The sequence below is a fragment of the Rhodococcus sp. GA1 genome (assembly GCF_024321955.1).
GTDB lineage: Bacteria > Actinomycetota > Actinomycetes > Mycobacteriales > Mycobacteriaceae > Rhodococcus > Rhodococcus pyridinivorans.
The window spans coordinates 1,095,005-1,112,998 of sequence record NZ_CP097186.1; the positions used below are offsets into that span (position 1 = coordinate 1,095,005).

The window sequence follows — 17,994 nt, forward strand, 5'->3', positions numbered from 1 at the left end:
CGTCGCTCGGCGCTAATGTCGGTTCGATGGCACACGACCCGATTCCGCGCTCGCCGGGATGGATTTCCCGGCTCGTCGCCGAATGCCTGAAACACCGCAGAACAGCCGTCGGGGCGCTGGCCGTCACCGTCGTCGCCGCCCTGATCGACATCACCTTCCCACTGCTGACGAAGGTCGCGGTCGACAGCGCGACCGGGCAGGGCGACGTGCCCGCCGACGACCTGCGCCTGATCGGGCTGGCCGCGGCTGCGATCGCGGCAGGTGCGGTGATCCGGTTCGGCTGCCAGTACGGGCGCCGCATGCTCGCCGGACGCCTGTCGCTCGACGTGCAGCACGACCTGCGGTTGCGCCTGCTCGGCTCACTCCAACGTCTCGACGGCCACGGTCAGGACCGCATCCGCACGGGTCAGGTGGTCTCGCGGTCCATCACCGACCTGCAGCTCGTGCAAGGGCTGCTCGCGATGGTGCCGATGTCGGCGGGTGCGCTGCTGCAATTCGTGCTCGCGCTGGTGATCATGACGACCCTCTCGCCGCTGCTCACGCTGGTCGCGGTGGTCATCGTCCCGATCATCGCGGGTCTCGTGCGGGTCGTGCGCCCGAGGCTGTTCGCCGCGACCTGGTCGGCGCAGCAGCGCGCGGCCGATCTCGCCCAGCACGTCGAGGAGACGGTCACGGGCGTGCGGGTCGTGAAGGGATTCGGGCAGGAATCGCACGCGGTCGACCAACTCGAGGAGCACGGTCGCAGGCTGTACGCGGAGCGTCTGCGTGCCGCCCGAATCAACGCGTGGTTCTCGGCGCCGATGGGTGCGATCCCGCAGTTCGGGCTCGTCGCCACCATCGCTCTCGGCGGCTGGCTCGCCCTCGAGGGCGGAATCACCGTGGGCACCTTCGTGGCGTTCACCGCCTATGTGGCGACGATGACGGGGACGACCCGCACCCTCTCGCAGGTCGTGATCATGGCGCAGCTGTCCCGCGCCGCCGTCGAGCGGGTGTACGAGGTGATCGACACCGAACCCGACGTCGCCGATCCCCCGCATCCCGTCGAACTGCCCGACGGTCCGCTCGGGGTGCACCTGGAGGACGTGACGTTCGGCTTCGACGACGACCGGGACGTACTGCGCGGCCTCGACCTGGAGATCGCGCCCGGCGAGACCGTCGCGATCGTCGGCCCGGCCGGGTCGGGCAAGACCGTGCTGTCGCTGCTGCTCCCCCGCTTCTACGCGCCACACCGCGGGTCGGTGTGCCTGACCGCGGACGGCCGCGACATCGACGTCGCCACGCTCCGCGCCGACGATCTGCGCGGGGCGGTCGGCCTCGTCTTCGACGAGCCGTTCCTGTTCTCCGACACGGTCGCGTCCAACATCGCGCTCGGCCGGCCCGACGCGTCGGACGACGAGATCCGCACCGCGGCCGCGGCGGCACGCGCCGACGACTTCGTCGAGGCCCTCCCCGAGGGTTACGACACGGTCGTCGGTGAACGCGGCCTGACACTGTCCGGTGGGCAGCGGCAGCGGGTCGCGCTGGCGCGGGCACTGCTCGTCGATCCGCGGGTGCTGATCCTCGACGACGCGACCTCTGCGGTCGACGCCGAGACCGAGGCTGCGATCTACGGCGCGTTGCGGGCGGGTCGGCGCCGCACGACCCTCGTGCTCGCCCATCGGCGGTCGACGCTCGCACTCGCCGACCGGGTCGCCGTGCTCGACGAGGGACGCATCGTCGACATCGGGACGGTCGACGAACTCGAGGAGCGCAGTCCCGTCTTCCGGCGTCTGCTCTCGACCGACGACGACGCCGCACCGGCACCGGAACGCCCGGTTCCCGCCGGTGAGTTGTGGCCCGAGGAACCGGACGACGATGAGCCGTCCGGTACCGTCCGGAATCCTCCGGCGGTCGGTGGAGGTCGCGGCGGACCGGCGGGCAGTGGTGGCCGCGGCGGGCCGGTGTCCGGGGCGCTCGGCGCGGTGGCCCCGACCCCGGAACTGCGCGCGGCCGTCGACGCGCTTCCCCCGGCCACCGAGACCCCCGGACGCGATCCGGCCCTGCGGTCCGAGGCCCTGCGCCTGCCCGACCCGCAGTTCCGATTGTGGACGACGCTGCGCCCGGTGCGCGCACTGCTGGCGGTCGTCGTGCTGTGCCTGGCGGTGGAGTCGCTGACGAGCATCGCGTTCCCGTCGCTGGTGCGGTACGCCGTCGACCGCGGGGTGACCCCGGGCGATCCGTCCCGGCTGTGGCAGGCGACCGCCGCGGGTGTGTTGCTCGCGCTGCTCGGCTGGTTCGTGGTCGCGATCCTCACGGTGCTCACCGCGCGGGCGGGCGAACGGGTGTTGTTCGGGCTGCGCGTGCGCTCGTACGCGCACCTGCAACGGCTCGGGCTCGACTACTACGAACGCGAACTGTCGGGCCGGATCATGACGCGGATGACGACCGATGTGGACGCGCTGTCGCAGTTCATCCAGACCGGCCTGTCCACCGCGGTCGTGGCGGTGCTGACGCTCACCGGTATCTCGATCGCGCTGATCGCCACCGATCTGTCGCTGGCCCTGGTAGTGCTGGCGGTGCTGCCCGTGCTGGTCGGCGCGACCCTGTGGTTCCGGAAGGTCTCCGGGACGGCGTACGCGCAGTCCCGCGAACGCATCTCCCTGGTGAACGCGGATTTCCAGGAGAACGTCACGGGTCTGCGCGCCGCCCAGGCCTACCGCAGGGAGGAGACCGCGGCGCGGCGGTTCGCCGAGCGCGCGGAGGCCTATCGGCGCAGTCGCCTGCGGTCGCAGCGGGCCATCTCGCTGTACTTCCCCTTCATCACTTTCCTGTCCGATCTGGCGCTCGCGGCGGTCGTCTTCGTCGGCGCCCGCGAGGTGGCGTCGGGCGCGGTCGGCCCCGGTGTGCTGATCGCGTTCGTGCTGTATCTGAACCTGTTGTTCGCACCCATCCAGCAGTTGTCGCAGGTCTTCGACGGTTACCAGCAGGCGCGCGTCGGTCTGCGCCGGATCGGCGACCTGCTGCGGACCGAGAGCTCGCTCGAGTCTGCCGAGGAGGGCACGGTCGCCATCACCGGGCACCTCCGCGGCGACGTCGACCTGCGGCAGGTGGGCTTCCGGTACAGCGAGGCCGACCGTGACGCGTTGAGCGATGTGGACCTGTCGATCCCGGCCGGTTCGACGGTCGCCCTGGTGGGCCGCACCGGTGCCGGGAAGTCGACGGTCGTCAAACTGCTCGCCCGGTTCTACGACCCGACCTCCGGTTCGGTGCGGGTGGACGACACCGATCTGCGCCGTTACCGTCTGCGCGACTATCGGGGCCGGCTCGGGGTGGTGCCGCAGGAGGCGCACCTGTTCACGGGCACGGTGGCGACCAACATCGCCTACGGCCGGCCCGAGGCGACGCGCGAGGAGATCGAATCGTCCGCGCGCGCCGTGGGGGCGCTGGACATGATCGCGGGACTCGCCGGCGGCATGAACCATCCGGTGGGTGAGCGCGGCCAGGGTCTGTCGGCAGGGCAGCGTCAGCTCATCGCACTCGCGCGCGCCGAACTGGTGGACCCCGATCTTCTGTTGCTCGACGAGGCCACCGCGACCCTCGATCCCGCCACCGAGAAGGCGGTGCTCGAGGCGGGTGCGCGGGTGGCCCGCTCGCGGACGGCCGTGGTGGTGGCGCACCGTCTCGCGACCGCCGCACGCGCCGATCTCGTGGTGGTCGTCGACGACGGCCGTATCGTCGAGTGCGGGCCCCACGACGAGCTCCGCCGAGCGGGAGGTCTGTACACCACTTTGTGGCAACTCGCTACCGGTGGTCTCGTTCCGGAGGAGCCCGAGGTCCTGCTCACTTCGACGACGGAAGGATCGAACATGAGATCGTCCTCACGTTTGTAACGGGGTGCGCGCTGCGCCGATGCACCTTAGAGGGAATAATCGGCTCTCGAGAACCGTCATCGATGGAGACCCCATCGCACCAGATTGTGAGGTAGCCCACCGACATGCGCGGTCAGTTCGGATCGTCACATGCCACGGGCTAGCCTCATATTCACAGGCGCTCCGATCGGGTACCGAAGAAAGAAACGAGGCGAACAACTGCCGTGAGCAGCAGCTCTACATCACAGTTCGGACAGAACCAGTGGTTGGTTGACGAGATGTACCAGCGCTTCCAGGACGACCCTTCGTCCGTGGACGCGAGTTGGCACGAATTCCTCACCGACTATTCGCCGGAAGCCGCGGTGGCCGGAGGCACCAACGGCTCCGACACCGCCACGACCGAGAAGCCCGCGCCGAGCACAGCATCTGCGCCGAGTTCCTCCGCTTCGGCCCCCACCAAGCCTGCACCGAAAACCGAGACCGCGTCGGCGAAGCCCGCACCGCAGGCCGAGGCCGCGCCGGCCAAGCCTGCACCGAAGGCGGAGACCAAGCCTGCGACGCAGCCGAAGGCCCAGGCCGCGCCCGCGAAGCCGGCTCCCAAGCCCGCCGCGGCCCCGTCGGGCCAGGCCACCGAGGAGAAGAAGGTTCTGCGCGGCGCCGCTGCTGCCGTTGCGAAGAACATGAACTCCTCGCTGTCGATCCCGACGGCCACCAGTGTTCGCGCGGTGCCCGCGAAGTTGATGTTCGACAACCGCATCGTCATCAACAACCACCTCGCCCGCACCCGGGGCGGCAAGGTCTCGTTCACCCACATCCTCGGTTACGCGATCGTCCAGGCGGTCAAGGCGTTCCCGAACATGAACAACCACTTCGCCGAGGTCGACGGCAAGCCGAACCTCGTCGTGCCCGCGCACACGAACCTCGGTCTCGCGATCGACCTGCCCGGCAAGAACGGCCAGCGTTCGCTGGTCGTGGCGGCCATCAAGAACTGCGAGACGATGAACTTCGCGCAGTTCTACTCGGCCTACGAGGACATCGTGCGCCGCGCCCGCGACGGCAAGCTCACCGGCGACGACTTCTCCGGCGTCACGATCTCGCTGACCAACCCGGGCGGTATCGGCACCGTGCACTCGGTCCCGCGTCTGATGCAGGGCCAGGGCGCGATCATCGGCGCCGGCGCCATGGAGTACCCGGCCGAGTTCCAGGGTGCGTCCGACGCGCGGCTCGCCGAGATCGGCATCGGCAAGCTGCTGACGCTCACCTCCACCTACGACCACCGCGTGATCCAGGGCGCGGAGTCGGGTGAGTTCCTGAAGAAGATCCACGAGCTGCTCATCAGCGACGACTTCTACGACGGCATCTTCCACACCCTGCACATCCCCTACGAGCCGGTCCGCTGGCGCAAGGACGTGCCGGAAGGTCTCGTCGACAAGCACACCCGTGTGCTCGAGCTCATCGCCGCCTACCGCAGCCGCGGCCACCTCATGGCCGACACCGATCCGCTGCAGTTCGTGCGCGACAAGTTCCGGTCGCATCCCGATCTCGACGTCACGACCCACGACCTGACGCTGTGGGATCTCGATCGCGAGTTCAATGTCGGTGGCTTCCACGGCCGCCCGAAGATGAAGCTGCGCGACGTGCTGTCGGTGCTGCGCGACGCGTACTGCCGCCACGTCGGTGTCGAGTACACCCACATCCTCGAGCCCGAGCAGCAGCAGTGGCTGCAGGAGCGGGTCGAGGCGCACCACGTCAAGCCGACGGTCGCCCAGCAGAAGTACATCCTGAGCCGCCTCAACGCCGCCGAGGCGTTCGAGACGTTCCTGCAGACCAAGTACGTCGGTCAGAAGCGCTTCTCGCTCGAGGGCGCCGAGTCCGTCATCCCGATGATGGACGCGATCATCGACCAGGCCGCCGAGCACACGCTCGACGAGGTCGCCATCGCGATGCCGCACCGCGGTCGCCTGAACGTGCTCGCGAACATCGTCGGCAAGCCGTACTCGCAGATCTTCTCGGAGTTCGAGGGCAACCTGAACCCGGCCGCTGCGCACGGTTCCGGCGACGTGAAGTACCACCTCGGCGCCGAGGGCACCTACATCCAGATGTTCGGCGACAACGACATCAAGGTCTCGCTCACCGCGAACCCCTCGCACCTCGAGGCGGTCAACCCGGTGCTCGAGGGCCTCGTCCGCGCCAAGCAGGACATCCTCGACAAGGGCGAGGACGGCTTCACCGTCCTGCCCTTGCTCCTGCACGGCGACGCTGCGTTCGCCGGTCAGGGCGTCGTCGCGGAGACCCTCAACCTTGCGCTGCTGCGCGGCTACCGCACCGGCGGCACCGTGCACATCGTCGTCAACAACCAGGTCGGCTTCACCACCGCGCCGGAGCACTCGCGTTCGTCCGAGTACTGCACCGACGTGGCGAAGATGATCGGCGCGCCGATCTTCCACGTCAACGGCGACGACCCCGAGGCCTGCGTGTGGGTCGCGAAGCTCGCCGTGGACTTCCGCGAGAAGTTCCACAAGGACGTCGTCATCGACATGATCTGCTACCGCCGCCGCGGTCACAACGAGGGCGACGACCCGTCGATGACCCAGCCGGCGATGTACGACGTGATCGATACCAAGCGCAGCGTCCGCAAGAGCTACACCGAGGCCCTGATCGGCCGCGGCGACATCTCGCTCAAGGAAGCGGAAGACGCCCTGCGCGACTACCAGGGACAGCTCGAACGGGTCTTCAACGAGGTCCGCGAACTCGAGAAGTACCCGCCGGAGCCGTCGGAGTCGGTCGAGCTCGACCAGACCCCGCCGAAGCGTCTCGACACCTCCGTCGACCGGCCGGTGCTCGAGCGGATCGGCGACGCCTTCGCCGAGGCGCCCGAGGGCTTCACCGTCCACCCGCGCGTCAAGCCGGTGCTCGAGAAGCGTCGTGAGATGTCACGCAACGGCAAGATCGACTGGGCGTTCGCCGAGCTGCTCGCGTTCGGTTCGCTGGCCGAGGAAGGTGCCCTGGTGCGCCTGGCCGGTCAGGACTCGCGTCGCGGCACGTTCACGCAGCGCCACTCGGTCATCATCGACCGCAAGACGGGCGACGAGTACAACCCGCTCGCCTCGCTGGCCAACCAGGCCGGCAACGGCGGCCGCTTCATGGTCTACGACTCGGCGCTGACCGAGTTCGCGGGTCTGGGCTTCGAGTACGGCTACTCGGTGGGCAACCCCGACGCGCTCGTGCTGTGGGAGGCGCAGTTCGGCGACTTCGTCAACGGCGCGCAGCCCATCATCGACGAGTTCATCTCGTCCGGTGAGGCCAAGTGGGGTCAGCTCTCCGACGTCGTGCTGCTGCTGCCGCACGGCCACGAGGGCCAGGGTCCCGACCACACCTCGGGCCGCATCGAGCGCTGGCTGCAGCTGTGCGCCGAGGGTTCGATGACGGTCGCGGTTCCGTCGACCCCGGCGAGCTACTTCCACCTGCTGCGCCGCCATCACCTCGACGGCATCCGCCGCCCGCTGGTGGTGTTCACGCCCAAGTCGATGCTGCGCAACAAGGCCGCGGTCAGCAACATCGAGGACTTCACGCAGGGCAAGTTCCGCTCGCTGCTCGAAGAGGTTCCTTACGAGGAGGGCACGGCCGACCGGTCGAAGGCCACTCGTGTGCTGCTCACCTCCGGCAAGATCTACTGGGAACTGCTGGCGAAGAAGCAGAAGGAAGGTCGTGACGACGTCGCGATCGTGCGCATCGAGCAGCTGTACCCGGTGCCGCGTCGCCGCATCGCCGAGACGCTCGAGCAGTACCCGAACGCCACCGAGTTCTTCTGGGTCCAGGAGGAGCCGGCGAACCAGGGTGCCTGGCCGTTCCTCGGCCTCGCGCTGCCGGAACTGCTGCCCGACAAGCTCAGCGGTATCAAGCGCGTGTCGCGTCGCGCGATGTCGGCACCGTCGTCCGGTTCGAGCAAGGTCCACGCTGTCGAGCAGCAGGAGATCATCGAGAAGGCCTTCGGTCGCTAGAAGCTCCGTTTCGGATCCTTCGGGTCCTTGACGGTTCTCATGTGAGCCGGGTCGGTTCGTCCCCGCGAGGGGCGATCGACCCGGCTCACGCCTTTTTCCGGTGTGTTTCGGACCGGGCACGACGGGCACCCTCCGGAGGACCCCCGATCGTGTCCTGCGAGGAGCTACCGATGGCAAATCCGACCGTGGCCGACTACCTGTTGCACCGCCTGCGCGCGTGGGGGGTGGACCACGTCTTCGGATATCCCGGCGACGGCATCAACGGGATCCTCGCCGCCTGGACGCGCACCGGCAACGATCCGGTCTTCGTGCAGTCCCGGCACGAGGAGATGAGCGCCTTCGAAGCCGTGGGCTATGCGAAGTTCACGGGCCGGTCCGGGGTGTGCATGGCGACCTCCGGCCCGGGCGCGATCCATCTGCTCAACGGCCTGTACGACGCGAAACTCGACCACGTTCCGGTGGTGGCGATCGTGGGCCAGACCGACCGTTCAGCGATGGGCGGGTCGTACCAGCAGGAAGTGGACCTGCACACGCTGTACAAGGATGTGGCGTCGGCGTTCGTGGAGACGGTGACGGTGCCCGAGCAGTTGCCGAACGTCCTCGACCGGGCGATGCGCACCGCCATCGCGTACCGCACTCCCACGGCAGTCATCATCCACGGCGACGTGCAGGAACTCGAGTACTCCCCGCCCGGCCACGAGTTCAAGATGGTGCCGTCGAGCGTCGGCTTCGACCGTCCCCGGATCGCACCGGACGACGACGCGATCCGGCGGGCCGCGGAGATCCTCAACGCCGGGGACAAGGTGGCGATACTCGTCGGCAGCGGCGCCCGCGGTGCGCGGGTGCAACTCGAGCAGGTCGCGGATCTGCTCGGCGCCGGGGTGGCGAAAGCCCTGCTGGGCAAGGACGTGCTGTCGGACGAGTTGACGTGGGTCACCGGATCGATCGGGTTGCTGGGCACGCGGCCCACCCACGAGATGATGACCGGCTGCGACACGCTGCTCATCGTCGGTTCGTCCCTCCCCTACAGCCAGTTCCTGCCCGAATACGGCCAGGCCCGCTGCGTGCAGATCGACATCGACCCGAACATGATCGGGATGCGCTATCCGAACGAGGTCAACCTCGTCGCGGATGCCGCCGCCGCGCTCGACGCGCTCGTCCCGCTGCTGCAGCGCAAGGAGGACCGGTCATGGCGTGAGGGCATCGAGCAGAACGTGCAGCGCTGGTGGCAGACCATGGGACAGCAGGCGGAGGTCGAGACGGAGTTCGTCAATCCGCTGCGGATGTTCGCCGAGGCCTCACCACGACTGCCGGACGATGCGATCTTCACCGCCGACTCGGGTTCGGCCGCCAATTGGTATGCGCGCCAATTGCAGTTCCGCGGTGACATGCGCGGTTCGCTGTCGGGCACCCTCGCGACGATGGGTCCGGCGGTGCCGTACGGGATCGGCGCGAAGTTCGCGCATCCGGGTCGTCCGGTGGTCGCGTTCGCCGGCGACGGGGCGATGCAGATGAACGGCATGGCCGAGCTGATCACCATCCAGCGGTACTGGCAGCAGTGGACCGATCCGCGGCTCGTCGTCGCGATCATCCACAACAACGATCTCAACCAGGTCACCTGGGAGATGCGTGCGATGGGTGGGGCACCGAAATTCGCGGAGTCCCAGTCGCTTCCGGACGTCGACTACGCTGCCTTCGCGCGCAGTCTCGGACTGGGCGGCGAAACCGTGAAGTCCTCGGACGAGATGGGCTCGGCCTGGGATCGCGCGCTGGCCGCGGACCGTCCGACGGTGCTCGACGTGTACACCGATCCGGACATGCCGCCGATCCCGCCGCACGCGACGTGGGAGCAGTTCACCGATGTCGCCAAGGCCGTGCTCGCCGGTGACGAGAACCGTTGGGGCTTCGTGAAACAGGGCGTCAAGACGAAGCTGCAGGAGTACCTTCCCGGAAACGATCGCTGAGAAACCCACCGGCCGGAGCAGCGTCACCGGCCGATGAGTGGAGCGAATGTGCCGCCAGCGCAACGCCGGACAGCGCCGCGATGGCCAGTTCGACGAACTCGTCGCGGGTGAGTTCGGGATCGCGTAGCCACGCGATGGTCGTGTCCTCGACGAAGGCCACCCAGCCGCGCACGGCGAGCCGCACGGCGGGCGTCGGCTCGATCCCGATGGCGGGCAGGTGCGCGACAGTCCGGTCGACGAGCGCTGTGCGGGTGTCCTCGAAGGCCGCCCGCATGTCGGGGTCGCCGCTGGTGGCGCCGCGCAGGATCGAGACGTACATGTCGCGGCGCCGGGTGACGTAGTCGACGTACGCGACGAGCGTGCCGCGCAGCATCTCGATCGGTTCGAGACCTTCGTCCGGTGCGGTGTACTCGACGAGATCCTGGCCGACGCATCGCACGAGTTCGACGTGGTAGTCGTGCTTCGAGGCGAAGTAGTGGAACAGCAGCCCCTTCGATACCCCGGCCCGGTCGGCGACCTCGTCGACGGAGATCTGCTCGAGGGGCCGGTCGGCGAGCAGTTCGAGACCCTGTTCGATCAGCTGGGCCCGGCGTTGGGCGGGACCGAGGCGGGTCCGGCGGGGTCCGGGACTGTCGTCTGTCACGTCCACCATGCAAACACCGTTATTGAATTATGGTCAACAAGTGTTGACCAGGTCACTGGAACGCTCTAACCTCGAGTACATGAGTCTTCCGGTTACAGATACCGTCGCCGACGCGGAGATCCGTCAGGTCGACACGCTGATCATCGGCAGCGGGTTCGCCGGGCTCGGTGCGGCCATCCGACTGTCGCAGGCGGGCAAGGACTTCCTCGTGCTCGAACGCGCCTCCGAGGTGGGCGGCACCTGGCGCGACAACACCTACCCCGGCGCGGCGTGCGACGTGCCGTCGAACCTGTACTCCTACTCGTTCGCCCTCAACCCCGGCTGGACGCGCTCGTTCTCGCCGCAGCCGGAGATCCAGGAGTACATCCGCTCGGTCGCCGACCGATACGACGTGCGGCGACGCACTGTCTTCGGGTGCGACGTGCAGACGGCCCGCTGGAACACCGCGACGCACCGCTGGGACGTGGCCACCACGCGCGGGAAGTACAGCGCCAAGGTCGTGATCTCCGCGGTGGGCGCCCTGTGCGAGCCGTCGCTGCCCGACATCGAGGGCATCTCCGGTTTCGAGGGCGAGATCTTCCACTCGGCACGGTGGAACCACGACGCCGACCTCGCCGGCAAGCGCGTCGCGGTCATCGGCACCGGCGCCTCCGCCATCCAGATCGTGCCGGCCATCGCCGGCACCGTGGGCCATCTCGACGTCTACCAGCGCACGGCACCGTGGATCCTCCCCCGCTTCGACCGCGAGTACACCGCTCCCGAGCGGTTCGCCTTCCGGTTCATCCCCGGCTTCCAGCGCCTTTCACGCGCCCTGCAGTACACCGCCCGCGAGACGCAGGTCGTGGGTCTGGCCAAGGCGCAGGCCTTCATGAAGCCGCTCGAGCTCGCCGCGCGCATCCAGGTCCGGCGGCAGATCCGCGACAAGGAACTGCGCCGGAAGGTCACGCCGAACTACGGTATCGGCTGCAAGCGCATGCTGATCTCGAACAACTACTACCCCGCGCTCGACCGGCCGAACGTCGACCTCGTCACCGACGGCATCGAACGCGTCACCCCGCGCGGCATCGTCACGAAGGACGGCACCGAACGCGAGGTCGACGCGATCGTCGTCGCGACGGGCTTCCACGTCACCGACTCGCCGACCTTCGCCGGCATCTTCGGCAAGGAAGGCCGTTCGCTCGCCGAGGTCTTCGACGAGACCGGCATGCGGGGGTACAAGGGCAGCTCGGTCGCCGGATTCCCGAACCTGTTCTTCCTCGTCGGACCGAACACCGGACTCGGGCACACCTCGATGGTGTACATGATCGAGTCGCAGCTCGAATACGTCGTCGACGCCGTTCGCACGATCGATCGCAACCGCATCGGCACGGTCGAGGTCCGCGAGGACGTGCAGGACGAGTACAACCGCGACCTGCAGCGCGCGATGCGGTCGAGCGTGTGGAACAACGGCGGGTGCGCGAGCTGGTATCTCGACAAGCACGGCAACAACACCACGCTGTGGCCGGGATTCACCTTCGAATTCCGCCGTATCACCCGCAGATTCGACCTCGAGGCGTACCGTAGCGTCGCCGAATCGGATCTCCCCGTCGCCACCGACCGTCCCGCGCAGGAGCGCACGTCCCGAGAGGCAGCAGTTCGATGAGTGATGTCGCAGGCCGGGTCGTCGTCGTCACGGGCGCGGGTTCCGGGATCGGCCGGGCCCTCGTCCTCGCCCTCGCGGCCCGAGGCGCCCGCCTGGCGATCTCGGATGTCGACACCACAGGGCTCGAGGAGACCGCGCGTCGCGCACGGGAACTCGGCGCCGAGGTGAAGGCCGACCATCTCGACGTCACCCAGCGCGAGAAGGTCCTCGAGTACGCCGAGCAGGTCGCCGCCCACTTCGGCGCGGTCCACCAGGTGTACAACAACGCGGGCATCGCCTATCACGGCGACCTCGAGCGCACCGAGTTCAAGGACATCGAGCGCGTGATGGACGTCGACTTCTGGGGAGTCGTCAACGGCACCAAGGCTTTCCTGCCGTATCTCATCGCGTCGGGCGACGGCCACCTGATCAATGTCTCGAGCCTGTTCGGTCTGCTGAGCATCCCGGGTCAGGCGGCGTACAACTCGGCGAAGTTCGCCGTGCGCGGCTTCACCGAGGCGGTGCGGCAGGAGATGCTCGTCGCGCGGCATCCCGTGCAGGTCACGTGCGTGCATCCCGGTGGTATCAAGACCGCGATCGCGCGCAACGCCGCCGTCCCCGACGGCGACGACCAGGCGACCTTCGCGGAGTTCTTCGACCGCAAGCTCGCACGCACGACCCCCGAGGACGCGGCGAAGACCATCCTCACCGGTGTGCGGAAGAACAAGGCGCGTGTACTGATCGGCGCCGATGCGAAGCTGCTCGACGCCTTCGTCCGCGTTGCCGGACCGGCCTATCAGCGTGTCGTCGCCACCGTGACCTCCCGGGTCGTGCCGAGGGGATAGGCTGCGGCATGCCTCCGACACCGCAGTTGTCACCGCGGGTGGCGCGTACCGCCCTGCGTCCTCTCTTCCGTGCCCTGCTGTCGCCGCGCTGGTCGTTCGCCACGCAGCGCCGGTTGCTCGACCTCGCGGCGCCGTTGCAGTTCCTCCCGAAGGACACCGTGGTGCGCCCGATCCGTCTGGGAGGACGCCCCGCCGAGCGGATCACGGTGGGCGCCACCGAGCGGACCACGGCGATCCTGTACCTGCACGGCGGGGCATACACCGGCGGGTCGCTCGCCACGCACCGCTCGCTCGCGGCGCATCTCGCCGCCGCGTCCGGAGCGGCCGTGTACGTCCTCGACTACCGGCTCGCGCCCGAGCATCCCTATCCGGCGGCGTTGAACGACGCCGAGGCGGCCTATCTCGAACTCGTCAGCGAGCACGGCTTCGAGGTGTCGAGCATCGCGATCGCCGGCGACTCGGCCGGCGGTGGCCTCGCCGCGGCCACCACACACCGGCTCGTCGACCGTCACGGGATCACCCCGCCGGCGCTCGGATTGTTGTCGCCGTGGACCGATCCGGCCGCCCGCGACCTGCCCGACGTGAACGACGTCGTTCTGAACAAGGGCTGGGTGTATTCCTCGGCCGAGGCGTATCTCGCCGGAGGCGATCCCACCGATCCCGGTTACGCGCCCATCCACGCCGATCCCACGGGTCTGCCGCCGACGCTCATCCAGGTGGGCACCGCGGAGATGTTCCACCCACAGGTGCGGCAGTACGCCGAGAAGCTCCGGGCGGCGGGCGTCGAGGTCACCCTCGTCGAACAACCCGAGCTGTGGCACGTCGCGCCGTTGCAGGCGTCGCTCGTTCCCGAGGCCGCCGCGGCGATCTCCGACTTCGGTGTGTTCCTCCGCGACCGGATGGGCACCCGCGCGGGCTGAGTACTCGCGGGGTGCCGTTCACGCTCCGGCGTGTTCGTCGATCCATTCGCGGGCCACGGTCTCGGGATCGTCTCCCTCCTCGACACGCGCACGCAGTTCGGTGAGATCGCTCGTGGTCAGTTCACCCGCGATGGTCCGCAACGCGTCGAGTTGTGCCTCGTCGAGGGTGCCCTTGCGGAAGACCGGGACGACGTTCTGGGCCGGCAGGACCGGGGCGGGCGCATCGTCGGCGTTCGTGTCGTCCTGCGGGCTGCGGTCGGGTGCGTCGGGCACGGTGCTCACGGGCGAATCCGCGTCGATCTCCGCGAGGGCGGACGACGTCGTGGTGGTTCCGACGACCGTGTCGGGTTCCGACGCGACGGCGACGGACTGTGCATCCTCGATCCGTCGCACCTCGCGCGGGCGGCAGTCGGCGCGTTCGAGGGCGGTGAGTCCACCGGCGGTGTCGAAGTCCTCGGTCACCGCGAAGGTCAGGTCGGCGCAGCGGCCGGCGAGGTCGGCCACGCGGCTCACCGACCATTGCGTGAGCCGTTCGCGGTCGGCGAGCAGCACCGCGCGGTCCTGCGCCGAGGCGTAATCGGAGATGGTCAGTTCGTCGGGCAGTGCGCGCGCCAGCGCTTCGAAGACGTCCTCGGCGTCGGTCGCGTCGGCACCGGGATCGTAGGACGCGAGCAGCCGTCCCGTGTAGCCGGGGATCAGCGTGAGGCCGGCGGCGTCGAGCGCTGGGGTCGGATCGGCGACACCGGAGCGGACCTGCACGTCGATCCCGCTACTGCGCAGCGCTCCCGCGTACAGCTGCGCGAGCAGTTCCTCGTCGGGCCGCTCCCCCGCCCCGACGATCACCGTCGTCGACGGTGCCGCCTCGTCGAGAACGGGCGACGCACACCCCTGGAGCACGGCCGCCGCCGCGCATGCGGTGAGCACCGTCGCCGCGACCGGCCGGATCCGTCTCGCTTCGTTCGCCACGGCGGTCATTGTCGCCCACCGGTGCGCCACGGTCCGCACGTGCCCGACCGTCCGGCCCGCCGAGACGCCGAACGCCCCGGTCCGGAACCCTTGTGCGGTTCGGATCGGGGCGTTCGGTGCGATCTCGCCGGGAGCGAATCCCTAGTCGGTGACGCCTTCGGCCTTCGCCGCGGCCGCGACGGCCTCGGCGACGGCGGGCGCCACGCGCGGATCGAGCGGGCTCGGGACGATCTTGTCCGCAGCCAGTTCGTCACCGACGACCGAGAGGATGGCCTCGGCGGCGGCGAGCTTCATGCCCTCGGTGATGCGGCGGGCACCTGCGTCGAGAGCGCCCTTGAACACACCGGGGAAAGCCAGCACGTTGTTGATCTGGTTCGGGAAGTCGCTGCGACCGGTCGCCACGATCGCGGCGTGCTTGTGGGCGATGTCGGGGTGGATCTCCGGATCCGGGTTCGACATCGCGAAGATGATGGCGTCGTCGGCCATCGTCGCGACGATCTCCTCGGGCACGGTGCCCGACGACACGCCGAGGTAGACGTCGGCGCCGTCGAGCGCCTCGGCGATGCCGCCCTTGCGGCCCTCCGGGTTGGTGCGGGAGGCCAGATCGGCCTTGATCTCACCGAGATCGGTGCGGTCGGAGGAGATGATGCCCTTCGAATCGAGCACCACCACATCGCGCGCACCGGCGGCGAGCAGGATGTTCGTGCACGCCACGCCGGCAGCTCCGGCGCCGGAGATCACGATGCGCAGGTCGGCGATGTCGCGGCCCTGCACCTTCACCGCACCCTTGAGGGCGGCCAGGGCGACGATGGCGGTGCCGTGCTGGTCGTCGTGCATGACCGGGCAGTCGAGCGCCTCGATGACGCGCTTCTCGATCTCGAAGCAGCGCGGAGCCGAGATGTCCTCGAGGTTGACGGCGCCGAAGGACGGACGCAGCCGGATGAGGGTCTCGACGATCGCGTCGGGATCGGTGGTGTCGAGCACCAGCGGGATGGAGTTCAGGCCCGCGAACTTCTTGAACAGCGCGGACTTGCCCTCCATCACCGGCAGCGAGGCACGTGCGCCGATGTTGCCGAGACCGAGGACCGCGGTGCCGTCGGAGACGACGACGACCAGGCGGTTGGTCCAGGTGTAACGGTCGACGAGGGTCTCGTCGGCGGCGATGGCCCGGCAGACCTGGGCGACACCGGGGGTGTATGCAATGGACAGATCGCGCTGGTTCTCGAGCGGCGCGGTCAGTTCGACCGACAGCTTGCCGTCGACGTGACTCGAGAAGATCTCCTCGTCCGTCAACTCGAGCTTCTGAGGGGTAGGTGCATCAGACACAATTGACACGATGACACTCCTGCGTGTTCCGAGTCGACCTCTGGACTCGGTTGCTGCGAAAACACCGCAGTTCGATGCATCTCACACACGTGCATGCATCGAGTTGCAGCGCTTCGCCAAGGACATTGGATTGAAGCTTCCGGGCGCGATCACGACTGCCGCTGTACAACGCTGTACGGCTTCCGGAACGTGATGGAGCCGGGGCGGGTGGCCCTGGCATCGAGCCCTGGGTGATCTAGCCCTGGGTGGGTCTGCCATCCTTCGTCCGATTCCGGGGTATTCCGGCTTTCGGATTGCCGCAAGTTTGCCACCTTCGCAGACGAACAATCAAATCGGCATCGATTGCGAAGGTCTCACGGTTTTGTCGCCTCACCTGTGAGTTTACGTGCCGTGAACACCGCGCCGCGGGCGCACCGCGATGAATTTCCGCAGTTACACGATGGCTACCGACGGGTAGCCGAGACGGCACTCGGGGCCGTCATCCCCACCACTGAGTGATCATCAGAATCGATGCAGTGAAGATCACCACAAGGCTCGACAGGAGTGCTGTGCCACCCGAGCGTCGATCCGCCGTCACCTGGGCGATCACGGCCACGAGCGCGGCGACGACGTGCGCGGCGACCGAGGTGGCGCCCGGGCCGGGGAAACCGCGGTCGCCGGCGAGGTACTGGGCCCCGCACACCACGAACGTCAGGACCAGCACCGCCCCGCACACCACACCGGAGAGAGCGCGGAGGGCGCGGACGGGCAGACTCGCGCGGCGCGATGCGGGTTCGTACGGATCGGCGTAGTACCCCTCGTCCGGGTAATACGGTTCGTTGTAGTACTCACTGTCGTAGTAGTTTTCGTCGTTCGGCGACCCGTACTCCTCGTCCGGATACCGCGCACCCCGTCGCCTCATCCCTCGAGCACCTCCACACCGGTCGCGCAGTCGAGCAACGCCTCGTACGCCGCCGGAGCCGTGGTGAAGCTGCCGAGCCTGATGGTCTTGTTGTCGCCGTGATAGTCGGACGATCCCGTGACGACGACCCCGAGCGACCGCGCGAGATCGCGCATCGTCCGCACATCCTGCTCGTCGTGATCGGGATGATCGGCCTCGACACCGCCGAGCCCGAGTTCGGCGAGTTCCTCGATGTGGTCGAGGGCGAGGAGCCGCCCACGCGCACGTGCCCGGGCGTGCGCCACCACCGGCACACCGCCCGCGGCCGTCACCATCTTCACGGCGTCGGCGAGCGGGGTATCAGCCTTCGGTACGTAGTAACGGCCGCGCGGCGACAGCAGCTCGGTGAAGGCGTCGGCCACCGTGGGCACCACACCGGCGGCGACGAGCGCCCGCGCCAGATGGGGCCGGCCCGCGGCGGGGCCCGCCTCGGCGAGCACTGCGTCGATGTCGATCGGCAGACCATCGTCCGCCATCCGCACACCCATCGCCCGGATCCGCGACACCCGTTCACCACGGAGCCGCTCGAGTTCGGCGACGAAGACCGGATCGTGCGGGTCGAACAGATAGGCCAGCAGGTGCACGGCGACCGGGGCGCCGTCCTCCCCGCGTCCCGTGCAGGACATCTCCATTCCCCGGACGAGACGCAGGCCCGTCGGCAGGGCCGCTGCGGCCTCGTCCCATCCCGCGGTCGTGTCGTGGTCGGTCAGGGCCACGACGTCGAGACCCGCCCGGGCAGCGGCACGGACCAGTTCCGCGGGACGGTCGGTGCCGTCCGATGCGGACGAGTGGGTGTGGAGATCGATACGCACGCCACCAGTCTGTCAGGTCGGCGGGCTAGCATGATTGGAGCTGCCCCGCCCGGTCCCCGTCGACGGGCGACCGCCGCGCCGCGGGCCTGCGACCGGGCCGCGTCCCAG

The 17,994-nt window shown here is 68.7% G+C and carries 11 protein-coding genes; 6 read left to right on the top strand and 5 right to left on the bottom strand.

Annotated elements, in window-relative coordinates; all coding sequences use genetic code 11:
* Positions 1–26 precede the first annotated feature (26 nt).
* From M3330_RS05090 to M3330_RS05100, 3 genes are all read left to right on the top strand, one after another.
* Positions 27–3,869 (top strand): ABC transporter ATP-binding protein, encoded by a 3,843-nt coding sequence (locus tag M3330_RS05090; RefSeq protein ID WP_255027261.1) that lies wholly within the window; start codon positions 27–29, stop codon positions 3,867–3,869.
* Between the two features lie 203 nt (positions 3,870–4,072).
* Positions 4,073–7,849, top strand: a complete 3,777-nt coding sequence (locus tag M3330_RS05095) for a multifunctional oxoglutarate decarboxylase/oxoglutarate dehydrogenase thiamine pyrophosphate-binding subunit/dihydrolipoyllysine-residue succinyltransferase subunit (protein ID WP_071934582.1) — start codon at positions 4,073–4,075, stop codon at positions 7,847–7,849.
* Positions 7,850–8,019: 170 nt separating this feature from the next.
* Entirely contained in the window at positions 8,020–9,813 is a 1,794-nt protein-coding gene (locus M3330_RS05100; RefSeq protein ID WP_255027263.1) for a thiamine pyrophosphate-requiring protein, read from the top strand.
* Here the strand turns inward: M3330_RS05100 and M3330_RS05105 are convergent.
* Positions 9,770–10,465 (bottom strand): TetR/AcrR family transcriptional regulator, encoded by a 696-nt coding sequence (locus tag M3330_RS05105; RefSeq protein ID WP_033097304.1) that lies wholly within the window; start codon positions 10,463–10,465, stop codon positions 9,770–9,772. The two genes, M3330_RS05100 and M3330_RS05105, sit on opposite strands and share 44 nt — an antisense overlap.
* A gap of 70 nt (positions 10,466–10,535) precedes the next feature.
* Here M3330_RS05105 and M3330_RS05110 point away from each other — a divergent pair, with 70 nt between their 5' ends.
* From M3330_RS05110 to M3330_RS05120, 3 genes are read left to right on the top strand one after another with little or no spacing between them, the layout of a single operon-like run.
* Positions 10,536–12,098 carry an NAD(P)/FAD-dependent oxidoreductase gene (locus M3330_RS05110; protein ID WP_255027266.1) on the top strand — a complete coding sequence of 521 codons (1,563 nt, stop codon included), beginning with the start codon at positions 10,536–10,538 and terminating at the stop codon, positions 12,096–12,098.
* Positions 12,095–12,922, top strand: coding sequence for an SDR family oxidoreductase (locus tag M3330_RS05115; RefSeq protein WP_019288078.1), 828 nt, complete (start codon positions 12,095–12,097; stop codon positions 12,920–12,922). The genes M3330_RS05110 and M3330_RS05115 overlap by 4 nt, the downstream gene beginning before the upstream one ends.
* An 8-nt stretch (positions 12,923–12,930) precedes the next feature.
* Positions 12,931–13,842 (top strand): alpha/beta hydrolase, encoded by a 912-nt coding sequence (locus tag M3330_RS05120; protein ID WP_052040056.1) that lies wholly within the window; start codon positions 12,931–12,933, stop codon positions 13,840–13,842.
* Between the two features lie 18 nt (positions 13,843–13,860).
* On the opposite strand, the gene M3330_RS05125 is transcribed toward M3330_RS05120, so the two are convergent.
* From M3330_RS05125 to M3330_RS05140, 4 genes are all read right to left on the bottom strand, one after another.
* Entirely contained in the window at positions 13,861–14,817 is a 957-nt protein-coding gene (locus tag M3330_RS05125) for a glycine betaine ABC transporter substrate-binding protein (RefSeq protein WP_255027269.1), read from the bottom strand.
* A 132-nt stretch (positions 14,818–14,949) separates the two neighbouring features.
* Positions 14,950–16,143, bottom strand: a complete 1,194-nt coding sequence (locus M3330_RS05130) for an NADP-dependent malic enzyme (protein WP_033097302.1) — start codon at positions 16,141–16,143, stop codon at positions 14,950–14,952.
* A 469-nt stretch (positions 16,144–16,612) separates the two neighbouring features.
* Complete coding sequence (locus tag M3330_RS05135; RefSeq protein WP_006554312.1) at positions 16,613–17,035, bottom strand: hypothetical protein; 423 nt, start codon at positions 17,033–17,035, stop codon at positions 16,613–16,615.
* Positions 17,032–17,886, bottom strand: coding sequence for a PHP domain-containing protein (locus M3330_RS05140; RefSeq protein ID WP_006554311.1), 855 nt, complete (start codon positions 17,884–17,886; stop codon positions 17,032–17,034). The genes M3330_RS05135 and M3330_RS05140 overlap by 4 nt, the downstream gene beginning before the upstream one ends.
* Between the last annotated feature and the right edge of the window lie 108 nt (positions 17,887–17,994).